At 49.3% G+C, this 24,749-nt stretch carries 20 protein-coding genes; 1 reads left to right on the top strand and 19 read right to left on the bottom strand.

Annotated features, from left to right (window positions below; all coding sequences use genetic code 11):
• Positions 1-207 precede the first annotated feature (207 nt).
• The 12 genes from abc-f to ACUN27_RS03490 form a co-directional block, all read right to left on the bottom strand.
• Positions 208-2,142 (bottom strand): ribosomal protection-like ABC-F family protein, encoded by a 1,935-nt coding sequence (gene abc-f, locus ACUN27_RS03545; RefSeq protein ID WP_445558386.1) that lies wholly within the window; start codon positions 2,140-2,142, stop codon positions 208-210.
• Between the two features lie 109 nt (positions 2,143-2,251).
• Positions 2,252-2,395, bottom strand: coding sequence for a hypothetical protein (locus ACUN27_RS03540; RefSeq protein ID WP_315952984.1), 144 nt, complete (start codon positions 2,393-2,395; stop codon positions 2,252-2,254).
• An 89-nt stretch (positions 2,396-2,484) separates the two neighbouring features.
• Positions 2,485-3,387 carry a response regulator gene (locus ACUN27_RS03535; protein WP_315952983.1) on the bottom strand — a complete coding sequence of 301 codons (903 nt, stop codon included), beginning with the start codon at positions 3,385-3,387 and terminating at the stop codon, positions 2,485-2,487.
• Positions 3,388-3,392: 5 nt separating this feature from the next.
• A complete protein-coding gene (locus ACUN27_RS03530) occupies positions 3,393-4,703 on the bottom strand; it encodes a sensor histidine kinase (RefSeq protein WP_315952982.1) in 1,311 nt (436 codons plus the stop codon).
• The gene (locus ACUN27_RS03525) at positions 4,688-5,449 is read right to left on the bottom strand and encodes a TSUP family transporter (protein ID WP_315952981.1); all 762 of its coding nucleotides are present in this window, start codon (positions 5,447-5,449) and stop codon (positions 4,688-4,690) included. Before ACUN27_RS03525 ends, ACUN27_RS03530 begins: the two co-directional genes overlap by 16 nt.
• 33 nt (positions 5,450-5,482) lie before the next feature.
• Positions 5,483-6,133: an amino acid ABC transporter permease gene (locus tag ACUN27_RS03520; protein ID WP_445558385.1), complete on the bottom strand. Its 651-nt coding sequence runs from the start codon at positions 6,131-6,133 to the stop codon at positions 5,483-5,485.
• 4 nt (positions 6,134-6,137) lie between these two features.
• Positions 6,138-6,788, bottom strand: coding sequence for an amino acid ABC transporter permease (locus tag ACUN27_RS03515; protein ID WP_315952979.1), 651 nt, complete (start codon positions 6,786-6,788; stop codon positions 6,138-6,140).
• Between the two features lie 61 nt (positions 6,789-6,849).
• The gene (locus tag ACUN27_RS03510) at positions 6,850-7,725 is read right to left on the bottom strand and encodes a glutamate ABC transporter substrate-binding protein (protein WP_445558384.1); all 876 of its coding nucleotides are present in this window, start codon (positions 7,723-7,725) and stop codon (positions 6,850-6,852) included.
• Positions 7,726-7,786: 61 nt separating this feature from the next.
• Entirely contained in the window at positions 7,787-8,515 is a 729-nt protein-coding gene (locus ACUN27_RS03505; RefSeq protein WP_445558383.1) for an amino acid ABC transporter ATP-binding protein, read from the bottom strand.
• A gap of 1,594 nt (positions 8,516-10,109) precedes the next feature.
• Positions 10,110-11,090 carry a CapA family protein gene (locus tag ACUN27_RS03500; RefSeq protein ID WP_445560591.1) on the bottom strand — a complete coding sequence of 327 codons (981 nt, stop codon included), beginning with the start codon at positions 11,088-11,090 and terminating at the stop codon, positions 10,110-10,112.
• Between the two features lie 117 nt (positions 11,091-11,207).
• Complete coding sequence (locus ACUN27_RS03495) at positions 11,208-12,035, bottom strand: alkaline phosphatase family protein (RefSeq protein WP_315952974.1); 828 nt, start codon at positions 12,033-12,035, stop codon at positions 11,208-11,210.
• A 19-nt stretch (positions 12,036-12,054) separates the two neighbouring features.
• Positions 12,055-13,830, bottom strand: coding sequence for a beta-galactosidase (locus ACUN27_RS03490; RefSeq protein ID WP_445558382.1), 1,776 nt, complete (start codon positions 13,828-13,830; stop codon positions 12,055-12,057).
• A gap of 173 nt (positions 13,831-14,003) precedes the next feature.
• Here ACUN27_RS03490 and ACUN27_RS03485 point away from each other — a divergent pair, with 173 nt between their 5' ends.
• The gene (locus tag ACUN27_RS03485) at positions 14,004-14,900 is read left to right on the top strand and encodes an AraC family transcriptional regulator (RefSeq protein ID WP_326059074.1); all 897 of its coding nucleotides are present in this window, start codon (positions 14,004-14,006) and stop codon (positions 14,898-14,900) included.
• On the opposite strand, the gene ACUN27_RS03480 is transcribed toward ACUN27_RS03485, so the two are convergent.
• The 7 genes from ACUN27_RS03480 to ACUN27_RS03450 form a co-directional block, all read right to left on the bottom strand.
• Entirely contained in the window at positions 14,897-16,036 is a 1,140-nt protein-coding gene (locus ACUN27_RS03480; protein WP_445558381.1) for a Ger(x)C family spore germination protein, read from the bottom strand. The two genes, ACUN27_RS03485 and ACUN27_RS03480, sit on opposite strands and share 4 nt — an antisense overlap.
• The gene (locus tag ACUN27_RS03475) at positions 16,033-17,103 is read right to left on the bottom strand and encodes a GerAB/ArcD/ProY family transporter (protein WP_445558380.1); all 1,071 of its coding nucleotides are present in this window, start codon (positions 17,101-17,103) and stop codon (positions 16,033-16,035) included. Before ACUN27_RS03475 ends, ACUN27_RS03480 begins: the two co-directional genes overlap by 4 nt.
• Positions 17,100-18,527 (bottom strand): spore germination protein, encoded by a 1,428-nt coding sequence (locus ACUN27_RS03470; RefSeq protein WP_315952970.1) that lies wholly within the window; start codon positions 18,525-18,527, stop codon positions 17,100-17,102. The genes ACUN27_RS03475 and ACUN27_RS03470 overlap by 4 nt, the downstream gene beginning before the upstream one ends.
• A 76-nt stretch (positions 18,528-18,603) precedes the next feature.
• Entirely contained in the window at positions 18,604-20,892 is a 2,289-nt protein-coding gene (locus ACUN27_RS03465) for a helix-turn-helix domain-containing protein (RefSeq protein ID WP_326059069.1), read from the bottom strand.
• A 177-nt stretch (positions 20,893-21,069) separates the two neighbouring features.
• Entirely contained in the window at positions 21,070-21,948 is an 879-nt protein-coding gene (locus tag ACUN27_RS03460; protein ID WP_315952968.1) for a carbohydrate ABC transporter permease, read from the bottom strand.
• Positions 21,949-22,003: 55 nt separating this feature from the next.
• Positions 22,004-22,921 (bottom strand): ABC transporter permease, encoded by a 918-nt coding sequence (locus tag ACUN27_RS03455; protein ID WP_127458127.1) that lies wholly within the window; start codon positions 22,919-22,921, stop codon positions 22,004-22,006.
• A gap of 64 nt (positions 22,922-22,985) precedes the next feature.
• Positions 22,986-24,632 carry an ABC transporter substrate-binding protein gene (locus ACUN27_RS03450; RefSeq protein WP_315952967.1) on the bottom strand — a complete coding sequence of 549 codons (1,647 nt, stop codon included), beginning with the start codon at positions 24,630-24,632 and terminating at the stop codon, positions 22,986-22,988.
• Between the last annotated feature and the right edge of the window lie 117 nt (positions 24,633-24,749).

Here is a 24,749-nt window from a genome sequence, read left to right as displayed (position 1 = left end):
TCGGTTAAATCAGCCGATATCCCTGACCTAGCGGAACTACATGGCCCTATCCGCGAGCAGTCACCTGCAAATCGACCCAAACAAGCGAAATAGCGCCCCCTGGTTCCCTTTAACAGGGCTAGGGGGCGCTTTACATCAAAATAGCGTATCGTAGTTCCGTCTCTCCGCCGCCACCAAAAAAAGAGGAGCCCGCAGGCTCCCCTCCTCCTATTCTTCAAGCTGTATCCACTCCGCATACAGCCGATCCAGATCCCCCTGGGCCGCTTCGCGCTCTGCCCAGAGGCGGCTCAGCTCCTCAGGCGCCGGATTCTCCAGCGCCTGGTCGAGCCCGCCGAGCCGTGCCTCCGCTTCCGCGATGTCCCGCTCCAGCCGCTCGCGCGCGAACGCAGCCGTGCTGCGTGACTTCCCACGCGGAGCAGATGCCACGTGCGGCTCCGCCTTGGCCGCCGCTGCCTTGGACCCTGCTCCGGCGGACTTCGTCACCGGAGCGGCATCCGCCTTGCGCGCCTGCGCCGCGCGCAGCTGTGCGCTTTTCGCTTTGTAGTCATCAAAGCTGCCCAAATAAACGGTGATGCGCCCTTGATCCAGCTCCCAGATTTTCTGGGACAGCCGGTTTATGAAGTAACGGTCGTGCGTCACCGCAAGCACTGTGCCCGGAAACTCCTCAAGCGCTTCCTCCAGCGCCTCCCTTGAGGTTATGTCCATATGATTCGTCGGCTCATCCAAAATGAGCAGATTCGGCTTGCGCAGCACGAGCAGCGCCAGCCGCAGCCGCGTCCACTCTCCGCCTGAGAGGGAGCAAACCGGCTTGAAAACATCTGCGCCATAGAACAGATAAGCGGCGAGTCGGCTTCTAGCTTCCCCTTCTTCCAGCTTCGCTTCCTCGCAAAAGTATGCCAGCACCGTCTTCTTCTGGTCCTCAGGATACTCCTGCTGCGCCAAGTAACCGATGTCCACGCGCGCGCCGATTTGCAGGTCGCCGCCATCCGGCTGCACTTCGCCCAAAAGCATTTTCAACAGTGTCGTTTTCCCTGAACCGTTATGCCCCAGAAGCATCACTTTCTCGCCATACTCGAGCAAGCCGCTTGCCTTCCGCAGCAGCACTTTATCCCCGTACTGCTTGCTTACGTCATCAAACACAATAACTCGCTTGCCGGAGCGATCATCCACCTTCAGCCCGAATTCAGCGGCCTTCGGATCAAGTACGGGGCGCTTCAGCTTCTCCATGCGGTCCAATGCCTTCTGCATCGATGCCGCTCTGCGGAAAAACTTATCGTTCCCTCCGATACGCCCCCACTCCATGAGCTGCTTGATCGTCTCTTTCATTTTCTTGATGACCTTCTGCTGTTCCTGATAATCCGCGAATTGCTGCAGCAATCGGACTTCTTTCTCTTTCATGTAGCCCGTATAAGATGTCAGATACGTCGAAGACTCCCCGTCCTCCAACTCCACAATTTTGGTGACGACCCGATCCAAAAAGTAGCGATCATGAGACACGATGAAGCACGCGCCTTCATAATGGGTCAAGTACTCTTCCAGCCATTCAACGCCAAATAAATCGAGATGATTCGTCGGCTCATCGAGCAGCAGTACATCCGGCTTGCCGATCAGTTGGGATGCGAGTGCAATCTTCGTCTTCTCCCCACCGGACAGCGAGGCGAAGCTTCGCTCGTATACCTCGCGGGCAATGCGGAGTCCGCTTGCCACCTGGTCGATTCTGGCGTCCAGCTCGTATCCGCCTTCCCGCTCAAAACGCTCCTGCAGCTGCGCATACCGCCCCAGCAGCTGATCAAGCTGACCGTCCGCAGCAGGCTCTGACATGCGCTGTTCCAGCTCCGTCATCGCAGCCCGGCACTCCAACAGCTCCGCAAAGCTAGCCGCGAGCACATCGTACACGGTGCCGTTCTCCCACTCCGTCGGAATCTGGGCTAAGTAGCCGATTCGTGTATCTTTGCGCACCGTTAACAGCCCTTCGTCCGGCTTTTCCATTTTGGAAATGAGACGCAGCAGCGTCGATTTACCGCTCCCGTTTCGTCCGACCAATCCGATTCGTTCGCCTTCGTGAACCTCAAACGTCACGTCCGCCAGCACCAACTGAGCGCCATGGTATTTCTTTATATTTTGACCATTTATAATTAACATCGTGAAGGATCCTCCTTGGTTATGGAAGACCCTATCCTGAACATCCTGAACGCAGCAAAAAAGGCCGCAGGAATATTCCTACGACCTTCAGCGGATCATCCGATTGAGGTTAAGGTAGGTGTCTTCTCGTGAGTTGTGATGCCGTATGAGCAAATTTGGACAGACTTCTCCCGTTGTATGCAGATGCATGAACGATGCCAGCCATCGCGATAGGTAACTGGCTCACACGGTTGTTCACAAACTCTCGATTCATCCTACCTTCACCTCCTTTTCTTCACTATGTACAAAATCATATCATAACCGTCGGTCAATTCGCAACCGCGAAACGCCCACCTTCCGGGCCTAATGCTCGCTTCGCATCTTGTCCGTGACTTCCAAATAAAGGACCTGGAGAAACTTTTTGATGTTAATTTTACTTTTCTCCGACTTCAAATTCTCATCGATTTCTTTCATCTTCAAACGGACATCCTGAAACTCAAAATAGAGCGGCGCATAATGTTCAAATTTCGGATTGCTGTAATCCGTCAAACCTATGCTAGCTATATGGGCCAGAGCAGCCATAACGGCGCGGCGAATTCGCTGCTCGACGGCTTTCCCTTCCTTTTCCACATCAGCTTCTTGCAGTTTGTGGCAACGTGCCGCCGTCTCATACAGCTCCTTCAGTGGCGGTATTCCGTCACCTCTATGATGCTTCGTCAGATGCTCAATAATGTCCGTCACGTCCCTGCTTCCGCTCTCCCCGACAATCCCCATGTCCATGAGAATGGGCTGGACGATTTCGCGTACACTGCGCTTTTTACGAGGGCTCTCCGGACTGAGGTTCAAGAGGCTCAGCTTCGTCAAAGAGTCCTGAATCTCCTTCAAGGAACGACTGATCTTCCATTGTTCGTTAACCTTGGAAAGCACCGCTTCCACTTCGATTTTGTTAATCGGCTTTTGGATATAGTATTCGACGCCGGCCTGGTAAGCCTTGCCGATCATCTCTTTATTTTCTATCTGCGAAATCATGACGTACTTGCCCTGAAAACCTTGCTCCTTGAGCCGAATAATGGTCTCAATGCCATCCTGATCCGGCATCAGCAGATCGATGACAACGACGTCCGGAGTCGTTTCGAGCAGCACTCTTTCCCCTTCGCTCCCGCTGCCTGCCGTTCCTACGACTTCACCTAATCCGCCTTTTTCAATAATCTTGTGCAGCATCAGCCTGCTTACCGCATCATCGTCCACAATTCCGAAAGACAGCATGATCTCTACGCTCCTTTTTTCAACGTATCGGTCAATAAGGTGATCACAAAAGTTGTCTGAGAGCCAAGCTCATCAGAACGCAAATGAATATCTCCGCCTAAGGAATGAACAATATCCCGTACGTGAGAAAGCCCGATGCCGGTTGCAGCAAAGCCTTCCTGATTGAATTTCGTCGTGAAGCCAGGCTCGAAAATCATCTCTTTCTCCAGATCAGCAATCCCCGTTCCCGTATCCGAGACCATCAAAATCGTTTCAGCACCACGCCCGTATGCACTTACGTGAATCGTACCCTGATCTTCGATCGCCTCCACACTGTTGGACAACAAATTATTCATAACCGTCAGCAGAGGAAGATAGTGATCCGAATCATAATTGATGCGCAGATCAGTGGTGAATTGAATCCGTTTGCCGATCATTGCGCTGTACCCCAGATTGGATTTTATCGCGAACTCGATGATTTCCGCCAGCCTCATATTCGAGGCGAATTCCCGGTCAAACAGCTTTAATAAGCCGGCAAGGATGCGCTGCGAGTCCTTTTTTACCTCATGGATTTGTTGCGTGATTTCCAAAATCGTGCGGGCATAACTCTTTAGCCCCGAGCCATTCACTCTTTCATATAAATTGTGGCTTTTGGCCGTCAACTGCTCAATCGTTTCCATGGACTTACGCAGGTAGAAAACCTCGCCATATAGTCCGCTGTTCGTATTCAGCATTTGCTCCATCCGCTTCTGCTGCTCACTGTGGAGGACCCTCATCTGATGAATGGTCACGCTGCTGTAGATGCCTACTACAAAGTAGCTTCTTACAAGGGCAGTTACGGAAATATACACTAATTGCTGTGAAAACTTGTAGGGGGTATCGAAAATGACGCTGCGCGCCAGCAGCTCAATCTCATTGGACATGAGATCAATGAGCGATAAGAATAGACCAAGCACGAGGGGATGGAATCTCCCCATTTTCTCTTTCATCAAGCTCATGCCCACCGCAAAAGCCATATAGTACAGCATCGCAGGCAAATGGGTCTGCACGCTCCAGCCAAGCGATACAGCTCCGTGTGTCATGATCCCCGCCTCGATGGAACGAAACAGTAAAACGGTAATGCCGGTAATAATACCTGTATAGATATAAGGCAAATGTTTGAGCAAGAGCAGGCACAGAAGAAAGGTGCTGCTCCCCAGACCGATCCGAAACACTTCGCCGCTGAAGGGCGTTATTTTGAACTCGCCGGCAATGGCCGTCACAATGGCGATGAGAATCATTTGTAGCCCTTCATTTTTCAAGCGTCCCAGCCGATCACCCCCTAGATTAAATCCCATATCTGCTTGCTAATTAGAAGTATACATACGGTAAGAAATAAAGGGCGCACATACGCTGAACCTTTGCGAATGGCCATACGCGACCCTAATAAGGAGCCGCAAATCATCGCGATCCCCATCGGAATCCCGATTCCGTAGTTAATGGACCCCAGCACCATGAACGTAGCCAAGCTAGCTATATTGCTTCCAAAATTGAGCATTTTGGCGTTCCCGGCCGCTTTCACAAAATCAAAACCTAACATAAGAAAAACGAATATAAGAAAGGAACCCGTGCCCGGTCCAAAAAAGCCGTCATAGAAGCCTAAGCCGAAAGCGGCGCCTCCCATTAGAAGGGCTGTCCTGGTCGAGTACTGGCGGAATGTCGAGTTGTTTCCCCAATTTTTCCGAAAAAGTGTGTAGATAGTGATCAGGATCAACATGACGACGACCAACGGCTTAAGAAAATCCGAAGGAATTTGCCTAAGTACCATCGTTCCGCAAACGGCTCCTGTTAAAGATAAAAGAAATAAGCCTTTTACTGCTTTGAAATCGATATTGCCTGAACGCATGAAGGAAATGGTACTCGTCAGGGACGACATCGTGCCAGCCAGTTTATTCGTTCCCAGCGCGATGGCCGGTGGCAATCCTGTTGCCAGAAGAACAGGCAAGGCGATCAATCCCCCGCCTCCCACGACCGAATCGACATAGGCGGCCAGAAACCCTCCAATGATGACGAACAATAACATTTCCCAACTCAAGTGTAACATGATGTCAATAACTCCTCTTTCCGCTCAAATTCTCTACACCATTCTCGCTTCAAATCTTCGCGCCGCTAACGATAATGCATAATTGACTGCAAAATAAAGCACAGCCACGACAAACAGAATTGGTAAGGTATAGCTATAACTTTGTCCAATTACTATTTTCGCATGATGCATCAGTTCAGGCAAGGAAATAACAATGGCAAGAGATGTATCTTTGAGCAAGGAGATAAACTGGCTGACCAGCGGAGGAACCATACGGCGAAGCCCCTGTGGAATCACGATATGCCAAAGGGTTTGGACATAGCTTAACCCAGAAGAACGGGCGGCTTCGATCTGCCCTTTTTCGATGGAAATGAGCCCGCTTCGCACAATTTCTGCAATCATCGCCCCTTCAAAAAGCGTTAGCGCCACAATCGTCGCATTCATCGGGCCCAGCTTAATACCGACATCCGGCAGGGCAAACCGCGCGAAAAAAATGATCAAAAGTAAAGGCAAGTTACGCAGCAACTCTACAGCTACACCTAAAATAGGTGAAACGATGGGTATTTTCGTATAACGAACCGTTCCCACGACGCAGCCTACAAGAAAGCTGAGAATGATGGAAATCAGGGCAACTTTTAGCGTCATGTAAAATCCTTCAAGAATAAACCTCATGTTATCCACAGAGAAAGCATGCAAAATATCCATTCATTCACCCCCTCGCCAGCTTACGTTCTAGATACAAAGCGCCGTAGCTCAGCGGCAGCGTTAAGAGCAAATAAAGCACAGCGACGAAAATATACGTATCAAATGTGGCGTACGTCTCGCTTGCTATCATATCCCCAAAATACATAAGATCAAGTCCCGCAAACACCCCTAGTACCGACGAATTCTTAACCAAGTTAATAAACTGGTTGCTCAGTGGCGGTATAACAATTTTGATCGCTTGCGGAAGGACGACATGCCACATCGCTTGCCCATAGGTCAGCCCGGAGGACCTTGCGGCTTCCGATTGGCCAAGCGGAACTGACATGATGCCGGCGCGGATCGCCTCAGCGATGAAAGCTGCCGTGTACACCGTCAGCCCCAATGTTCCGCATACGAAGCCGCTCAAGGTAACGCCAAGGGAAGGCAAACCATAAAAGAAGACAAAAACGACGAGCAATAGCGGAATGTTCCGAATGAACTCCACGTAAGCCGTACCTACCCACTGCAGGGGTTTTACCGAAGAGATCCGGCATATGGCGATTAACGTCCCCAGAATAAAGCTGCCGATTAAGGCAATGAGACTAGCCCAGATGGTGTTAACAAAGCCCTTCATAAAGATATCAATGTGGTCGGTGAAAATTGAGAAATCCGGCATCGGCTTGTGCCCCCCTCATAGACAGAAGATGGGCAGCTTGCGGCCACCCATCTGATCTTGGTTATTTGGATGGCGCCTCGCCGATCCACTTCTTATAAAGCTTGTCGTATTCGCCGTTTGATTGCAGCTTCTTCAGGCTGTCGTTAACCACGGTTTGAAGCGCTGTTTCGCCTTTCTTCATCGCGATGCCGTAAGGCTCATCCGTGAATGGTTCACCGACAACGGCAAAGTTCGGATCCTGTGCCACCATGCCGTAGAGGATCGCATTATCCGTGGTCAGCGTGTCCCCTTGCCCCGCTTTTAGGGCGCTGAAGGCATCTTGGTAGTTATCGAACTCCAGTACCGTTGCCTCCGGTGCTTTGGCTTTAATGTTTCCAACGGACGTAGCGCCTTTTACCGCCAGTACTTTGGTGCCCTTTTTAATATCGGCAACCGATTTGATTGGGCTGCCTTTCTTCACTAGCAGGGACTGTCCCGCTTTAAAATAAACATCGGAGAATTCAACCTGCTTCTTGCGCTCGTCCGTGATCGTCATCGTGGCAACAATCATGTCGATCTCCTTGTTGTCGAGCATCGGGATGCGCGTTTTGGACGTTACTTCTTTCAGCTCGATTTTCTTCTCATCGCCGAGAATTTCCTTGGCCAGCGCTTTGGCGATGTCCACGTCGAAGCCTTCGACTTCGCCGCCTGTCGGATTTTTCAAGCCGAACAGCTTCGTATCGTATTTGACGCCAACGACCAGCTTGCCTCTGCTCTTGATTTCGTCGAGAACCGATGCCCCGCCTGCCGGCTTGGCTGTGCTTGGTGCGCTCGCACTTGCTGCTGGTGAACCTGCTGGCGTACTGGATGCCCCTCCTGTTGTGGATGTTGAAGCACACCCTGCCAATGCGAATACGGCTGTTAATAAGACGATAAAATTCCACTTTCTAGCTATCATATAAGTTCATCTCCTTATTTTTAATGGTTCAGATCGCGGGATTAGTGATGCAGAACGAATATTAGTGATTCAGAACGCGGTTTAGAAACAGTCGTGCCCGCTCTTCTTTCGGATTGACGAAAAATTCCTCCGGAGGCGATTCTTCGACGATTTGCCCTTTATCCATAAAAACAACCCGATCCGCCACTTCCCGGGCAAAGCCCATCTCGTGCGTGACCACAACCATCGTCATTCCCTCATGAGCCAGCGCCTTCATGACGTCCAGCACCTCACCCACCATCTCTGGGTCCAGCGCCGATGTTGGTTCGTCGAAGAGCATAATTTTCGGCTTCATCGCCAGCCCTCTGGCTATCGCTACCCGCTGCTGCTGACCGCCTGATAATTGCGAGGGATAGCTTCCGGCTTTGTCCTGAATGCCTACCTTCTCAAGGTAGTACATCGCCGTTTCTTCCGCTTCCTTCTTCGGCAGGCCAAGTACTTTCATTGGCGCAAGCGTGATGTTATCGATGACTTTTTTATGCGGATACAGATTAAAATGTTGGAAAACCATCCCAATATCACGGCGCAGCTTGTTGATATCCGTCTTTCTGTCGCTGACTTTACGCTCGTTCACGGTTAGTTCTCCGCTGGTGATCGTCTCCAGTCGATTGATGCATCTGAGCAGCGTACTTTTGCCTGAACCTGACGGACCGACGACAACGACAACTTCCCCCTGCTGGACCTGAAGATCAATTCCTTTGAGCACATGAAAATCGCCGTAATGCTTCTCTACTTGCTGGAATGAGATCAATGGAACCCCCCCTTCACTTAAAAGCTTAACCATGTAAACTATTTGTCATGTTAACTTACACTTGATGTCTTTAAATCTTAATGTCAAACTATGGAATCTTATACAATCCGACATGAGGTAGAAAAAAGATTTGAAATTTTTGTTAAGGCGGGGTGCTGGCCTATAGTATGCTTAACCGTCTCACCTGCGGGTGAAACCATGGGGTTTGGGGTGAGGGCGAATGAGACACGGAAGGCGAGGAATTCGCCTAGGCGGTGAACGAGACAGCAGCGGGCACTGGGCGAGGGGCTCCGCTTGGGTGGCGAGCGAGACAACCGCGGGCGGGCGATTCGACGGGGCGGCGGACAAGACCCTGTAGTTCCGCTCAAATGCTAAAAACAGTCGATTTGGAACAAATATCGTCTTTTAGTTCCCTTATGCTGGGGAGCTATAGCAAAAGGCAGAAAAGACCGTTAGGCATTCAGCCTGACGGTCTATCTATGTTGTACAAAGTACAACAATATGGGCTGAATTTGACTCCGGCGCCCCTCTATATTGTACAAAGTACAATGTTATGGGCTGAAATGTCGATTAATTCAGCCAGTTGGGGTAAGTTCGTTGTACTTTGTACAATGAACTGCGAGATTAAAGGAACGGAGCACCTCTTGTGTTGCACAAAGTGCAATGTAAGAGGGGTGAAGGGGCGCACTCGGCATACGTTAGCTATGAAAAACAGCGTTACTGACTCGGCGCGGGGGCTTTTTACCCCATCCCCGCTGGTTTAAGCTTGTTTTACGACGTTAACGCAGACACGAGACGCTTTCAGCAAACGTTAGCGACGAAAAACAACGTTACGGACTTGGCGCGGGGACTTTTTGACCATCCCCGCTGCGTTAAGCTTGTTTTACGACGTTAACGCAGACACGAGACGCTTTCAGCAAACGTTAGCGACGAAAAACAACGTTACCGACTTGGCGCGGGGGCTTTTTACCCCATCCCCGCTGGTTTAAGCTTGTTTTACGACGTTAACGCAGACACGAGACGCTTTCAGCAAACGTTAGCGACGAAAAACAACGTTACGGACTTGGCGCGTGGGCTTTTTACCCCATCCCCGCTGGTTAAGCTTGTTTTACGACGTTAACGCAGACACGAGACGCATTCAGCATACGTTAGAAAGGAAAAGCAACGTTACAGACTTGGCGCGGGGACTTTTTGCCCATCCCCGCTGCGTTAAGCTTGTTTTACGACGTTAACGCAGACACGAGACGCTTTCAGCAAACGTTAGCGACGAAAAACAACGTTAATGACTCGACCCGGGGGTATTTTGCCATACCCCCGCTGGTTTAAGCTTGTTTTACGACGTTAACGCAGACACGAGACGCATTCAGCATACGTTAGCGACGAAAAACAACGTTAATGACTCAGCCCGGGGGTATTTTGCCATACCCCCGCTGGTTTAAGCTTGTTTTACGACGTTAACGCAGACACAAGACGCATTCAGCATACGTTAGCGATGAAAATAACGTTAATGACTCGGCGCTGGGGATTTTTGCCCCCTCCCCGCTGGTTTAAGCTTGTTTTACGACGTTAACGCAGACACGAGGCGCATCAAGCGTCACCTCTCCGGAACGACGGTGTACGCAGTCGTCTCCCCTTTTCTCCGCTCCACAAGGGTAGGGATGTGTTCAACGCCGCTGATGTCTGTTCGACCATTGTCATGCTTCGTCAGGGTGAGCGACAGAATCATGCCCCGAACCGTGTTCGTCCCCTTCGTCAATTTCGAAGATACGAAATTCCCTAAAGAAGAAGCAGCGACGCGCGTTCGTTCTACGCCGTATTTATCTTTCATCACGGCCTGAGTGACCGGATGAAGCACATGCGGATGTGCCCCTAAGACGACGTTCACACCTTGCCTGAACAGGAAGTCCATCCACTTTTTCTGACCACTGTCCGGGTAGTTCCTATACTCTTTGCCGAAATGAAGACAAGCTATGATAAAGTCTGCTTTATTCTTCATTGCCCGAATATCCGCCTTCATCTGATTCGCATTGAACCGATTAACAAGCCACCTCTGCGGTACCGGTATGGCATTGGTTTTCTCGGTATAGGCTACTATGCCGATACGCACGCCTTTCACATCCACGATCAGCGGCCCTTTCGCTTCTTTCGCAGAACGCGCAGTTCCCGTATGCTGAAGCTTGTGCGCATCCAGCACCTGCAACGTTCGTTTCACCCCGCTGCGCCCGCCGTCCATGCAATGGTTGTTGGCTGTCGTCAGAACATGGAACCCCACCTTTTTCAGCGAACCTGCCAGCTCATCCGGACAATTGAAAACAGGAAGCCCTGTTCTTGGATTTCTCCGTTCTCTGGGACAGTTGCATTTGGGGCGGACGCCGGGAGAGCCCAGCAGTCTTTTGCCGGAGAAGGTCGTCTCCAAATTGCCTAATGCCAAATCATGCGCTTTCAAAATGGGAGCAACTTCTTCGAAAATAGGGTCAAACACATGCCCTTCCGGCCTTTTGGCCGCAGCAATAATTTCACTTTTCATCAATAAATCTCCGACAGCGGCAATCGTAACTTGGATCAACGCCCTCACTCCTCTCTTGAGCACAATATTCAAGAAAAGGAGATGACGCTTGTAAAATAGGCGGCACAGCAACAAGCGCAAAAAGACAGTCCGATGCTCCCCATCGAACTGTCCCCAATTCCAACCCTAATTCAGCAATCCCGCCGGCAGTTTGGCATCCCAATCTCTCGGAATCGGCAGGCCAAGCGCATGAATCGCGACCGCCGCCGTGTCCATAATCGACAAGCCCAGCAAATTGGCCTCGGGATTAACACCAGGACCCCGGCATCCCCAGAAAATGGTTATATCCCGCGGCGCGTCACTCCCATGATTGAAAGCATCCAAACCACCGCCACCGTGGTCGGTTGTGATGATCAGCAAGCTGTCTTCCAGCATCCCCGCCTCCAGCAGCGCTTTGCTGATCTCGCCGATCTGCTTGTCAGCACGCGTAATGGCCTTCAGGTATTCCGTGGAACCTTCCCCGTACCCATGGCGATGGCCAGCAGCATCCACATCATCCAGTTGAACGAACATGAGCTCTACCCCCGGATTTGAACGCAGGTACGCCCCGATGGCGGGAACCAGTTCTTCATCCGGAGCGGCATATTTATTCATGCCATCAATGTCTTCAATTACGCCGGTAATAATGGGTTTCCATGAAACGAATGCGGCCATTGTACTGTCAGGTCTTGCTTTTCGCAATATCCGGAAAATAGAGGGCGCCATAGAATCCACCGGAAAGCTTCGATTCTTTTGAATATGTACATGAGATTCATGCCGATTCGGCACTACACCATGCAAAAGCGATCCCCAGCACTCCCCGCTGTTGGAAGGATAGACGGTGCGAGCCAGGTGTGTTTGCACGCCTCCAGCTAGCAAAATATCCAGATAAGGGGTCTGTGCTTCACGGATGAATGTTCCTGCACCATCAATACCTAGAATAATGACACGTTTGATATCCTTTTTTGATACCATCGTTCTCACGCTCCCCGCTTTACCCTAAATCAGGTGAATCCGTCAGTGCAACTATCGGTTCTTCTGTACGATGCAGCTCGAAGACGATGATTTCATTGCTGCCCTTCCGCAGTAACGGCGCCGGTACATATAACGTACGCTGTGGACCTTTTTCCCAGTAACGTCCAAGATTAAAACCGTTGATCCACACAACGCCTTTGGACCATCCGTCCAAACGGACGAAGGTGTCTCCAGCCTCTTCAACGTGAAATTCCCCACGATAGAAAGTCGGGCGCTCCTGATCCCGCGCGTCATCCTGCTTTACGTTTTTCTCTGAACTCACAAATGGAATTGCATCTACTTTGTCCAGTGGCAGTGGATAAATCGTCCAATCAAACAAGAATTGATTGTTGAAGCGTACGCCTTCTGTAATCCCTTTGTAGTCCTTCAGTTTCGGTCCGTAATTAACGCGGCCCATGTTCTCAACCACGATGTCCAGCCTCGCGCCTTCGGCAGGAATGTCCAGCGAGAGAGGACGCGGGTCCCAACGCTCAATTGTGTCTTGGTAGACACCGTCCAGGAAAACTTGTGCGCGATCGTGCACCTCTTGTAGGTGCAGCTTTTCTCCGGTCCGCGGACCGGATACCTGTGTTGAATAAACGATGAAGCCATAGCTTTGGCCCAACATCTCCATCGGCTCCGGGCACGTACGTTTAACAGGTGTGGAAAGCTGGGCTAGCTGCCCCAACAGATCTGCTTTCTCTGTTAAGGCTACGCGGCCGTAGCTTTTCTTCGGAATAGGCGCCGGGAATGCAGGGAACTCTTTTTCATCCATCTCGAGATAGCGAGCAATCACGCTGCGGACGGCACGAAATTTCTCCGTTTCATCTCCGCACTCTGAAAGAGGTGAATCGTAGTCATAGCTGGTAATCGTCGCCTCGTACTTCTCCCCAAAGTTCGCTCCGTTGTAGAAGCCAAAGTTCGTTCCGCCATGGAACATGTAGAAATTCACAGAGGCCCCTGCGCGCAGCATGCGATCAAAGACATCCGCGACCTCACCCGCATCTCGCGTGTGGTGCGGCTTCAGCCAGTGATCGAACCAACCGTTCCAATACTCCATGCACATGAGCGGCTCATCCGCACGGTATTCACGAAACTTCTCGAACGCTTCCTCTGGTCTGGAGCCGAAGTTAACGGTCGCAAGCGTGCCGGGAACCGTCCCTCCTTGAAGCATCCCGTCTTCCGGACCATCCGATGTAAATAACAAAACATCAACGCCGCGCTTCATCAGACCATCACGTAAATACGTAAGGTATGCCGTGTCGTTGCCGTAGCTGCCATACTCATTTTCGATTTGCATCGCAATGATCGGTCCGCCATTGGTGCTTTGTAACCGGGTTAACCTAGGAATTAATTCATCATAATAACGATCTACTTTCATCAAATATGTAGCATCCATGCAGCGAAGCTTCATATACGTGTATTGCAGCAGCCAAGCCGGCAACCCGCCGAATTCCCACTCCGCACAGATGTACGGACTTGGCCGAACGATCACGTGAAGTCCTAGCTCGCCTGCGAGTGTGATGAATCGCTCAAGGTCCGCAATGCCTTCAAAGTTATAGGCATTTTCCTGCGGCTCATGCAAATTCCAGGGTACATACGTCTCTACGGTATTAAAGCCGCACGCTTTGAGCTTCAACAGCCGATCTTCCCAATACTCAGGGACTACACGGAAATAATGGATGGCTCCGGACAAAATTTGAAAGGGTTCCCCATCTAAAAAAAATTGTTTATCTCTGGCATGTAAAATGGCCACAATGATCCCTCCGGATGATGAGTGCTGTCGGATATTTTTATAAATTTACCTACTCTCATCTTCGCTGAAAGGATCGTGAATCTCCATCGCCAAATGGATCATTTTCTATACCAAATGTGCCAAATGGCGTGGTATGATGGAACAACTAAGAGGACTAATGGGAGGAATGGCGGATGGAACAACAGTTGGAGGATTTGTATCGATTCCCTAATATTATCAATACGCTTCAGGTGACCGGCTGCCATTTTGGCTTGAAGCCTCCAGGGTGGCATTACCCCAGACATCATCACCATTTGTTCGAGCTGCTGTACTGCGTGGAAGGTGAAGTCGCGCATGAAATTAACCGTGATAGGGTGACGATGCAAGCAGGAGACTGGCTGCTGATCAAGTCCGGCGTCAGGCATCAATCCTCCAACACCACTCAGGCGGATTACGGTTTCTTTAATGTACATTTCGATCTCGATGACCCCGAGATTCGCAGCCTGCTCTCCCAGGCACCCTATCGGCTCATCCGGCACAAAGAAGCGGAACAAAGCAAGCTCCGCTTCTACGTCGGCGAACTGGAGGGTGTAATGCAGCGCAACCACACTGATGCCGAGCCCTCATCTTTGCGTTTCGAGGATAAGCTGCTCCTACAGTCGTATACGCTGCTCATCATACACGTTGTGCTCCAGCTTTTTCGTGAACACGGCTCCTCTCGCGGACAAGGAACCGCTGCCGAGAAAGATCCTTCGCTTTTCACCGCCGATATCGCACACATGATTGAAGAGAAGCTCGCGCTCGGTCTATGCGAAGAAGCGACAGTAGCGGGGATCGCCAAGGAGATGAACCTAAGCCGCAGCCAATGCAGCAAGCTGTTCTCTAAGGTGTACGGCCTTTCCCCCCGCCAGTATGTCAGTCAGCAGAAGCTGAAGCTGGCCAAAGAACTGCTCGTTACGACCCATCTGCCGATGACGGACATAGCGGAGAAGCTGGGTTTCCACTCGGCCAGTCACTTCTCCCGCCAATTCCGACGTTGGACCGGCCAGTCACCGAGCGAATTCAAGCCGAGACATCATTCGACGAACTAGTTAATAATGCCATGAGAAACAATATCCATACTGACCGAAACTTTGAAATCCACTTCGGGGTATGTGTGATCCCAATCAAGCTCTTTCCACTCCTTCGGATGGAAAGCGATCATATCCCTTCCGATGCCCAGTGCATCGGAATGCGCCTTCTGGAGCTGCTTGCAGATCCCTTGCGCCTCTTGTGTGAGCAGCTCAGAAAATCGTTTGTTTAACTGCTCAATAAGCTGCTTGTCAATACGATTGTTTTTGGCATGTTCGGTGATGATCGCTTTCAACTTCAGATGCAATTGAACCTGAACTTGTCCGGATGAACTAACCGCAACCTTTTTGCTGCGGCTCGACTGGATGATGTTCAGCGATACGTGCTGCGACACATCGTTTTTGCCCTTCGTTTCTTCCACCTTTCTCGTGACGATACAGACCTCTGCTTTCTTGCCGTTCATCAAAAGGAACAAGGAAGATTGCTCAGGAGTGAGCAGATATCCCGTATACTTTCTCTTACTAAGAAGCCCTACCCCTTCGATGACAGCTTTATCTTTGTCCGTTTCGCCATCTTTGGCGTTTTCTCTCCTTAGAATTGGAATGACACCATCTTTTCCCCGATCATGAAGAAGAGGGTAAATGGAATGTACAGTTACAAACGGAATGACCGTTTCATACTGGGCGCTTTTAATGATTTTGCGCAAGTACTCTCCGGATGTCGCGGACCCGATACGGTTCAAGCGAATCAAGTTCGCCGCTTCACCGTGGACGATAGCCACTTTGGCTAGCATAGGATCGTTAGAGTTGCGGAATGTGGCGTCCAGAAGATTCAGAATATCCGATTTCGCCAATTTATCGCAGATGAGCATAACTTGATTTTTGGAAGTGCCGATGGGCCCTGCAATTTGCAGGCCGATTTTTTTATACAAGGATTCTTGCAGCGTCGGACCTGTTGCCGTCAATACCTCATGAATGGGCACGGTTCTTTCCTTGCCTCCGGGAGATTGGATCGTGACGGTGGTGACGATTTCATTTTTCTCGTTCGTATCCAGAGAGGTTGCATAAATAAGCTGCAAATTTTTCAAATCGGAATGATAACTGCACCCTGACAACAACAAACCAACGATCAGCCAGAATAGAGCTAAGCGAATCACAGCTGCTGTCCCCCTTTTTTGCCTTTTAGCCAAACAAACAACAAGAGTAGAACGGGTAGGCCGATCGCGATGAAGCTCTCGAATTCCGTAACCTTCTGTAAGAGGGCAATCCTTTTTTCCGAACGCCACGCGAAACCGACCAGACAGACTAAGGGAACTAAATAGTATATGGCTTTTCTGTGTTCATTGTTATGAAACCAATATCCGAACCCTTTGCCTGCGGCATACATGTAGCTAATGAGCGATGCGGTCACTTTGACCAACCAGACGGAAAGGAAAATCAAATCCATCCGTTCCAGAAAAGGCAAGGAAATCCCGTTTAAAAAGTAAGGAACAGGCTGCGGGATGAAGGGAATCGACTCGGGACTGAAATTCAGGAAGCACAGCAGAACGACAACCAAAAAGAACAAGGTCGCCATCGTGTTCGCCCACAGTACAGGGGCCAATATACCCTTCTCTTTGGATTGCACATCGGAGGAAAGCACCAAGAAAAGCTCAAAACCGAGGAAAGTGATCACGGAACTTTTCACTCCCGCCATGATGGCTGTCCAGCCCTTCTGTCCGATAGGCAGCAGATAGCGATAATCCATTGTATAAAAGCTGGTAAGCATCATCGCCACCATTAAGATGAGCAGAAAGGTAACCATCGTGTGATAACGCGCAATGATGGCCAATCGTTCTTTAGCAAAATAGATCAATATGACAAAGTTGGCTGCAATAACGAGCCATGGATTCGTAAACGGCAATATCCAGAGCTCGACAAACATCATTTCCATCAGCAAAATCAGACAGGAAAGAAATAGAAAATGGAAGGTGTAAAAGGCGTTGACCACATTCCCCAGCCATTTGCCTAGAATAAGCGGCATAAACTCATAGAAGTTTTTCTTTGGAAATCGTCGGCACAGAGCGGCATAAATGATTAGAAGCACATTGACGCATCCCCCTGCTAGTATGACGGAAATCCAGCCGTCTTCACCGGCAGCTTGATGCAAGACATAAGGGAAAGACAACACGCCGATGCCTACCTGAGTTTGCAGGATGAAAGCAAATAATTGCATTCTGCTCATGACACCCTCCTATCCGAAGCTTTCCTGCGAAAGATTCGCTTGGGGAGCTGTACGAGCGTAGTCAAGATTCTACGCGGTTGGAATGGCGTAAATGGGTAAAAGTAAGGGACCCCGTACGTTTCAAGCTTACTTAAATGCATGAACAACAGTGAAAAGCTGAAGGCTATCCCGGCAAAGCCAAGCAGCAAAGAAGCAATCATGATCGGGAAGCTGACCAACCGAACCGCGAGGCGCATTTCATGAGATGGCAGACTGAAAGAAGCAACAGCGGTCAATGAAATAACGACGATCATCGTTGTGGACACTAATCCGGCGTTGACCACTTCACTGCCAATAACCAAACCGCCGACAATGGAAAGGGTAGACGCAATAGACTTCGGAAGCCGGATCGCCGCTTCTCGCAGCAGTTCGAGCACAGTAATCATAAACAGTGCTTCAATGAGGGGATTGAAAGGAATATTTTCTAAAGAAGCCTTCAAGGAAAAAAGCAAATCAATCGGCAGCACTTCGAAATGATTCGAGACGATGGCAATATAAACCGAAGGAAGGGCCAAACCGATCATGACGCTAATAAACCGGAGAAAGCGAAAAAAAGTCCCGTTCCACCACCGGACATTGAAATCGTCTGCAATTTGAAAAAACATAAAAAACGTTACCGGAAGAACGACCGCAAACGAACTGCCATCTACCAGCAGGATGACTCTACCCTCCATCAGATGGGAAACGGTGGTGTCGGGTCTTTCGGTGTACAACATTTGCGGAAAAGGTGACCACCAACTGTTCTCCAGACGATTCAAAATCTGGCCTGGTGATTTAATATACTCATCTTCATTAATCAGAAGTTTGGCAATCACTTCGTCAACTACACGGAGATCTGCAAGCTCGCTCATATATAACAGCTTAACGACCGTCGGGCTTTGCGCACCTAAGGTGAAGTCTCGCTCAATCAGATTCGGATTCTTGAGCCGTCTGTGAATCAACTGCACATTAACTTCTGCGTCATCGACAAAGCCTTCATGGGAACCGCGAATGACTTGTTCATTCTGCGATTCCGCGATGCTGCGTTCAATACTGGCGCTGACATCAGCCAGAATGATGTCCACTCGCTGATCAAGCAGAATCGCGCATTTCCCCTGCAGCATTCCCGCAGCCGCCATTTCCAAATCGGTGACGATTTCGATATCAAGGATGGGAAGAATGTCCTCCAGAAGCCCCTCTTTGGATTCGAGCAAAGGCCTCAAAACATCCGACTGCAGCTTGTCCCGATTGGTGGCAGCGTTAAGATAAAGAATCGCACCTTGAACGCCCTGCAGGCGAAATTCCCTGGTGCGAATATCGTCGGAAGAATGGAAGCAATCGAAAAGCTTACGCATATTCGTCTTAATCTCTGTAGAGATTTGGAATGAATCTTGTGGCAATTCCATGCTTCTCCCTCCCGCCCGTTTACCATGCGGTTAGTATTTGCCAATTTCTTCATTTTATCCAATAGAAACAAGACGATCATAGCTGATCGCCTTTTCTAAACTGCCCTGGTGTAATCCCCTCATACCGTTTGAACACGCGAATAAAAGTATTGCTGTTCGAGAACCCGACTTTCTGGGTAATATCCGTAATCGTGTCATCCGTGTCCATCATTAATTTCTTAGCCAATTGGACGCGCTGCTTGTTGACGTAATCAATGAAGGTTTCACCCGACTGCTCTTTGATGAAGCGTGACAAGTAGGGCGCATTCACTTCGAATTTTAACGACAGCGAAGTCAGACTCAGATCCATATCTGCCAAATGCTCGTCGATATAACTCAGCACATGATCCTTCAGATTCGTATTATGGCTTTTCTTCTTGGAGTCCACATAATCGCAGACGGTTTTCAAAAATTTATAAATTTCATCTTCAATTTCCGCAAATGATTCACACTGGGTCAATTGTTTAATTAACGCATGCTTCTCCACGGCCAGCTCATTCGGTCCCTGATCCAGATGCTCTATCGCTTTCAGAATCGTACCGATCAGTTCGAACATAAGAAGTTTGCCTAGCTGCAGCGACAGCGTACCGTCTGACACATTCGTGACAATCAGCTCGCTGACCGCCTCCATGGCCTCCTCGTATTGCCCCGTGCGGATATGATTGATGAGCTGACGCTCCATATCGAGCGGATAATACAGCTCATTCTTCGGCCGTTTAATCCGGTCAAACGGAATGATTTGGCTCGGGCCAATGACGAATTTGTACTCTAGCGCCTCTAGCGCCTCATCAAACCCGTGCGGAATTCCAGTCAGCGTCGGATGAATGTCACTGATGCCAATCGTCAGCTGGATGTAAAATTTCCCCTGAATAACTTCCTGCGCCACTTGTGCAGCGTCGATTAAATCCTGCTTCGCCTGAGCTTCATCCTCATGTTGGATATTAACGAGGAAGGCAATCATGCCGTCCACTTCGGTCGTAAACACCGTATGCTTGCGGCCAAGCAGTTCCTCCGTAATGTTTGTCACAATGTAGTACACATATTGCAGCTTGGATTCCGCATCCCGTGAGCCGTTGTCATTGAACAAAGCGGAGTAATCGCCGATATGAAAAAGCAAGACCGCGAAACGGTTCGTCTCAAACCGCAGGTCAAACGAGGCCATTGATTGCGCGAGGGCTGAGCCGCTCTCAACTCTACCTTTGAGGAGCCGCGCCAGAAAGTGACTGCGCAGCACGTCTTGCTGCTTCCGAATGGTCGTATTCGCCGTATCCTGGAAGGCGGCATTTTCCGACATGAAAGATTGCAGCAGCAGAAACTCGTCTTTGCTGTCTTGCATGTTCGATTTAACCTTGGGAGACACCAAGTCCACCATGCGGCGAATCGGCATATAGTGCCTTCGCGTCAACCAAATGGACATCGGACCGCCGACGAAAATACACAGGAATAAGCCTGCATAAATCCAGCTGCGCAATTGGCTGACTTTCGCCGCGTATATTTTTGTAGGCACGATCGAGACATATTTCCACTCATTTTCGACGGAGGAAACGTAAGAAACCGTTACTTCTTCCTTGTCCCATTGCTGGCTAAACGAACCTTCTGCTGAGGACGAAATCTGCGCCAAATCAAGATCGGAAACATGTCCCGGCTCACCAGCGATCATAATCGGCTTGTTGCTGGAGTCCAGAATCAGCACAATGCCGGCCTGGGCTAGCTGAATGTTGGAGATGGCTGATTTCAGACGCTCCGCATTGAGCATGACCACAAGCGTCGCCGGTGCTTCATCCGCATTCTGAATAGGCAGAGACTGCATATACACCATGTCATCTTCGGCTAATTGCAGAAAATTACCGAAGTAGATCTTTTCCATGCTGTCGCTCCACTTTTTAAAGGTAATCCCTTTATTAGGCTCGTGAAGCAATTGGAACAGAAGATCGTCTTGATTCATCGTCGAGGTGGTCACACCGAAATGCTGCTTTTTCATATACACATACAAATCGTTGATATCCCCGTTGGATGCCGCATAGGAACGAAGAGATGTGATGAGGTCGAGCGTGTCGATTTTCACTTGCGAGCTGTTGAATTCCGTTTGATTCACATATTTAATCACTTTCGGGTCCAGAGAGAGCTGCAGACCCATCCGTTTAATATCCTTAAATTGATTATCCAGAGATTGCTTCACCTGGTTCAACAGCGCTTTATTGGAGCGGATGACCTCTGAGTTCAACAAATGCTGCGATTGAAACAGTACCAACATCGTGATGACAATGGGGATACAAAGTATGGTTAAGTTCGAATAAAGCCAAAAAAGAAATACGCTCCGCTTCATGAAAGAAGCCCCTCCCCTACTCATGCTGTATGCGCATTATCCCATCTTCTTCCCCCAATGTACATCTACGATTCTTGCAGCATCATCATTTTTTATTGTTTTCCTGCCCTTAAGCCGAAAACCCAAATAGCCCGCCCTCTTTTCGAACATCCAAAAAGAGAACAGGTTCTGGTTGTATTATTCTTTAATCGCTCCGACCATAACACCTTTTACGAAATATTTTTGTAAAAATGGATAAGCAATGAGGATCGGTAACGTCGCAACCATGATCGTTGCATATTTAATGCTTTCTCCAATCGCTTGCGTATCGTTCGCGTTCCCCGTACCTGTGGTCATCGAATCCGTGCTGTTCTGGACGAGAATCTCGCGAAGAATCAACTGCAGCGGGAATTTCTCCCGATCATGAAGGAACAGCATGGCGTTAAACCAGGAATTCCAGTGCGCAACACCGTAGTAGAGCACCATGACGGCAATAACCGGCATGGACAGAGGAACCACGATCTGGAACAAAATGCGCCACTCGCCTGCGCCATCAATCTTCGCCGATTCCATCAACCCTTCCGGAATGGCTTCAAACGAAGTCCGCATAATAATTAAGTTCCACGTGGATATGGCTACTGGCACGATCAGCGCCAGATAGCTGTTGCCCATGTGCAGGTAATTGTTGATTAGCAAATATGTCGGGATCAACCCCCCGCTGAAATACATCGTGAACACAATGCTGATCATCAGGAATTTACGCAAAGCAAACTTTCTGGACAGGGCATAAGCGCCTAGTGTTGTAAAAAATAGATTAACCGCCGTACCTAGAATCAAAATTAAAAGTGTATTCCCATACCCGCTCAAAATGTTTGGATTCGCAATTACCTTCTCGAAGGCGCTTAAGTTAAAACCTAACGGCTTAAGAAGCAGCCCCGTATGCTGAATTAGCAAGTTTGAGTCGCTGATAGAGGCCATGAACACATAGTAGAACGGGTACACAGTGCAAATAATTAATAAGATCATAAGAATCGCATTACCGATATCGAATAGACGCTCAGTTGCGCTTAGTTTCATCGTTCGTTACCTCCTGAGAGCTTTTCGTAAGAAAAGCCGGCGTCGTAAGATTAGGCTACCACAACCGGCTGCCCGAGAATCGGCGGGATATGCTGTTAGCGCTAATAAGCAAGGCAAAGTTAATCATCGATTGGAACAGCCCCACAGCCGTCGTATAGCTGTAATCATTCCCTTGGGCAAGCCCTTCTCTGTAAACAAAAGATGAGATCACATCCGCCGTTTCATACGTATTCGGATTATAAAGCAGGACAATCTTCTCAAAGCCGACCTCCATCAAGCCGCCGATCCGAAGAATGAGCAGGATCATGATCGTCGGGATGAGCCCTGGCAGCGTTACGCTCCAGATTTGGCGGAACCTTCCCGCCCCGTCAACACGAACAGCTTCGTACAGCTCGGGGTTAATCCCGCTAAGCGCAGCCAAATAAATAATGGATGACCAGCCCAGTTCTTGCCAAATCGATGTGGAAACGAAAATGGTACGGAAGTTCTCCGCATTATTCATGAGTGCTGAATCCTGACCGCCAAAGAACATAATGATCGAATTCACAATGCCGCCGCGGTTTGTAAAATCTATAATCAATCCAGAGATAACGACAATGGAAATAAAATGCGGCAAATAGGAAATCGTCTGTACGATGGACTTGAACATCTTCTGGCGAATTTCATTGAGCAAAATGGCGAGAATAATCGGTGCCGGGAAGCCGAAAATCAGATTATAGAAGCTGATTAAGAACGTATTGCGCAGCACGCGAACAAAATAATAGCTTTGAAAGAAATCTTTGAAATGTGCAAAGCCGACCCAATCACTGCCCCAGATCCCTTTCGCCGGGCTAAAATCCTTGAAAGCGATGACCGCTCCGTACATCGGGAAATATTTAAAAATGAAGAAGTACAGCGCAACCGGCAATACCATCAGGTAGATTGCGCGATTTTTTCTAATGTCGTCGAGTAGACCCCGAATGGAATTCGCCATGTTCTCACTTCCTTATTGATGTATTAAAAAGGGGAGGCTGAGCTCCCCTTACTCCAGCCTTATATTAACGTTTGTTATAACGATCCGTCGCCGCTTGGTAAATCTCAACCGCACGGTCAATGTTCATCTTTTTTACTTGCTCCATCGTTTTATCGTAGTCTTCTACTTTCACAGTGCCCATCACGACTTTCGTGATTTGTTCAGTCAGCAGTGTGCTGACATCATTCAGAATCTTCGCAGACTCTTTTGCTTCATCGGTCGAGAGAACAACTGGCGGAAGCATGACTTTATACGCGTTGTTCGCATATTTGGCATACAGCTTCACTGCGTCTTTCTGTGCTTGCAATTGGTAGTACTGATCGTTGTAACGGTCATCATCCAAACCGGAGAAGCCGTAGTTGGCGATAAAATATTTGGCCATCGCTTGGGAAATCGGCAGGTTGTCCGGATTTTTCAAAATCAAGTCTGTATACTTCGGCTGACCATCAGCTTTTGTATACGTTTGGCCTTCTATGCCAAAGTTTTTGAGCATGGCCCCTTCGTCGCTGTACAAATAGTCGATGGCTTTGACCGTTTCTGCCGCATGTTTATTGGAACTTGTAATGACCGTTCCGATATTGTCATATTCCCATGACGCTTGCACGAACTTCGGCTCGTCGCCTTTTTTCAGAACCGGATACTGCACAGCCGCCAGCTTCGCTTTCGGATCCGTTTTCTGAAGCGCCGGTGTGTAGGTCCCGATGCTGCCGCCGATGAAGCCATAGAATGCGCCCGCCTTACCGGAGGTAATTTTGGCATCCATCGTCTTCGTATCATTCGAAGCGAAGTCTGGATCGATCAGACCTTCTTTGTACCATTTTTGCATCGTCGTTAAATATTGCTTAAACTCCGGCTGGGTAGGACCGAATTTCACTTTGCCTCCATCGATATAGAAAGAGCTTGCATTGGCAATCGTCGACATGCCCGCAACACCATAGGCACCTGCGAAGTCAGCGAAGGAAAGCGGATAGCTTTTGTTCAGAGTGAAAGGAATCACGCCTTTCTTCTCTTTGAAAGCTCTTAGCACCGCTTCCCACTCGTCGACCGTTTCCGGCGCTTGCAAACCAAGCTCCTCAAGCCAATCTTGGCGAATCACCATACCGCTAAACGTCTTGTATTGGCCGTATTCGCCGACCTTCAAGTGGGGCAGCGCGTAAATATCGCCGTTGTCCGCTTTAATTTGCTTGGCAATTTGCGGATTGGCATCCAAGATTTTTTTCAAATTCGGGGCATTTTTCTCAATTAAGTCATTGAGTTTAATGATCGTGCCGTCTTTGAACATTTTAGCGGTTCCACCCTGCACGCTATTCCAGTTCCAAAGCATCGAATCCGGCAAATTATTAGAAGCAACCATTACGCCGTACTGCTGAACGTCATCCTGCGGCGTGTTTCCGGAGGAATGCTGGAAGTCAAACAACACATTCGTCTTTTTCGCCCATTCCTGGACCATAGGAAGTTCGTTCAAGCTTTTGACAACCGCTTTCGCGTTGGGATTCATCGGTGTCCATAACGTTACTTTCACAGGATCTTTAGAAACGGATGCCGTTGTAGCCGGCGATGCGCTTCCGTTTGCTTCTTTGGTTGTACCTGAATTGCCGCAAGCTGCTACTAAGGATAGTACGAGCGCGGAGGCAAGTACAGGAAGCACTTTGAATGCTTTATTTCTTTTCATAGAAACACTCCCCTGGATGATTATTGATCATTTGGCGCTAATGCCATATGCGGATTAGCCTGTGAATGAAGCATACATGGTAAAGGTGGAAGCCGTATATCGCTTATTTTTCAGTCA

Source organism: Paenibacillus sp. WC2504, assembly GCF_052682475.1.
Note: the sequence above shows the minus strand (reverse complement) of the source record. Positions and strands in the feature narration are given on the sequence as shown.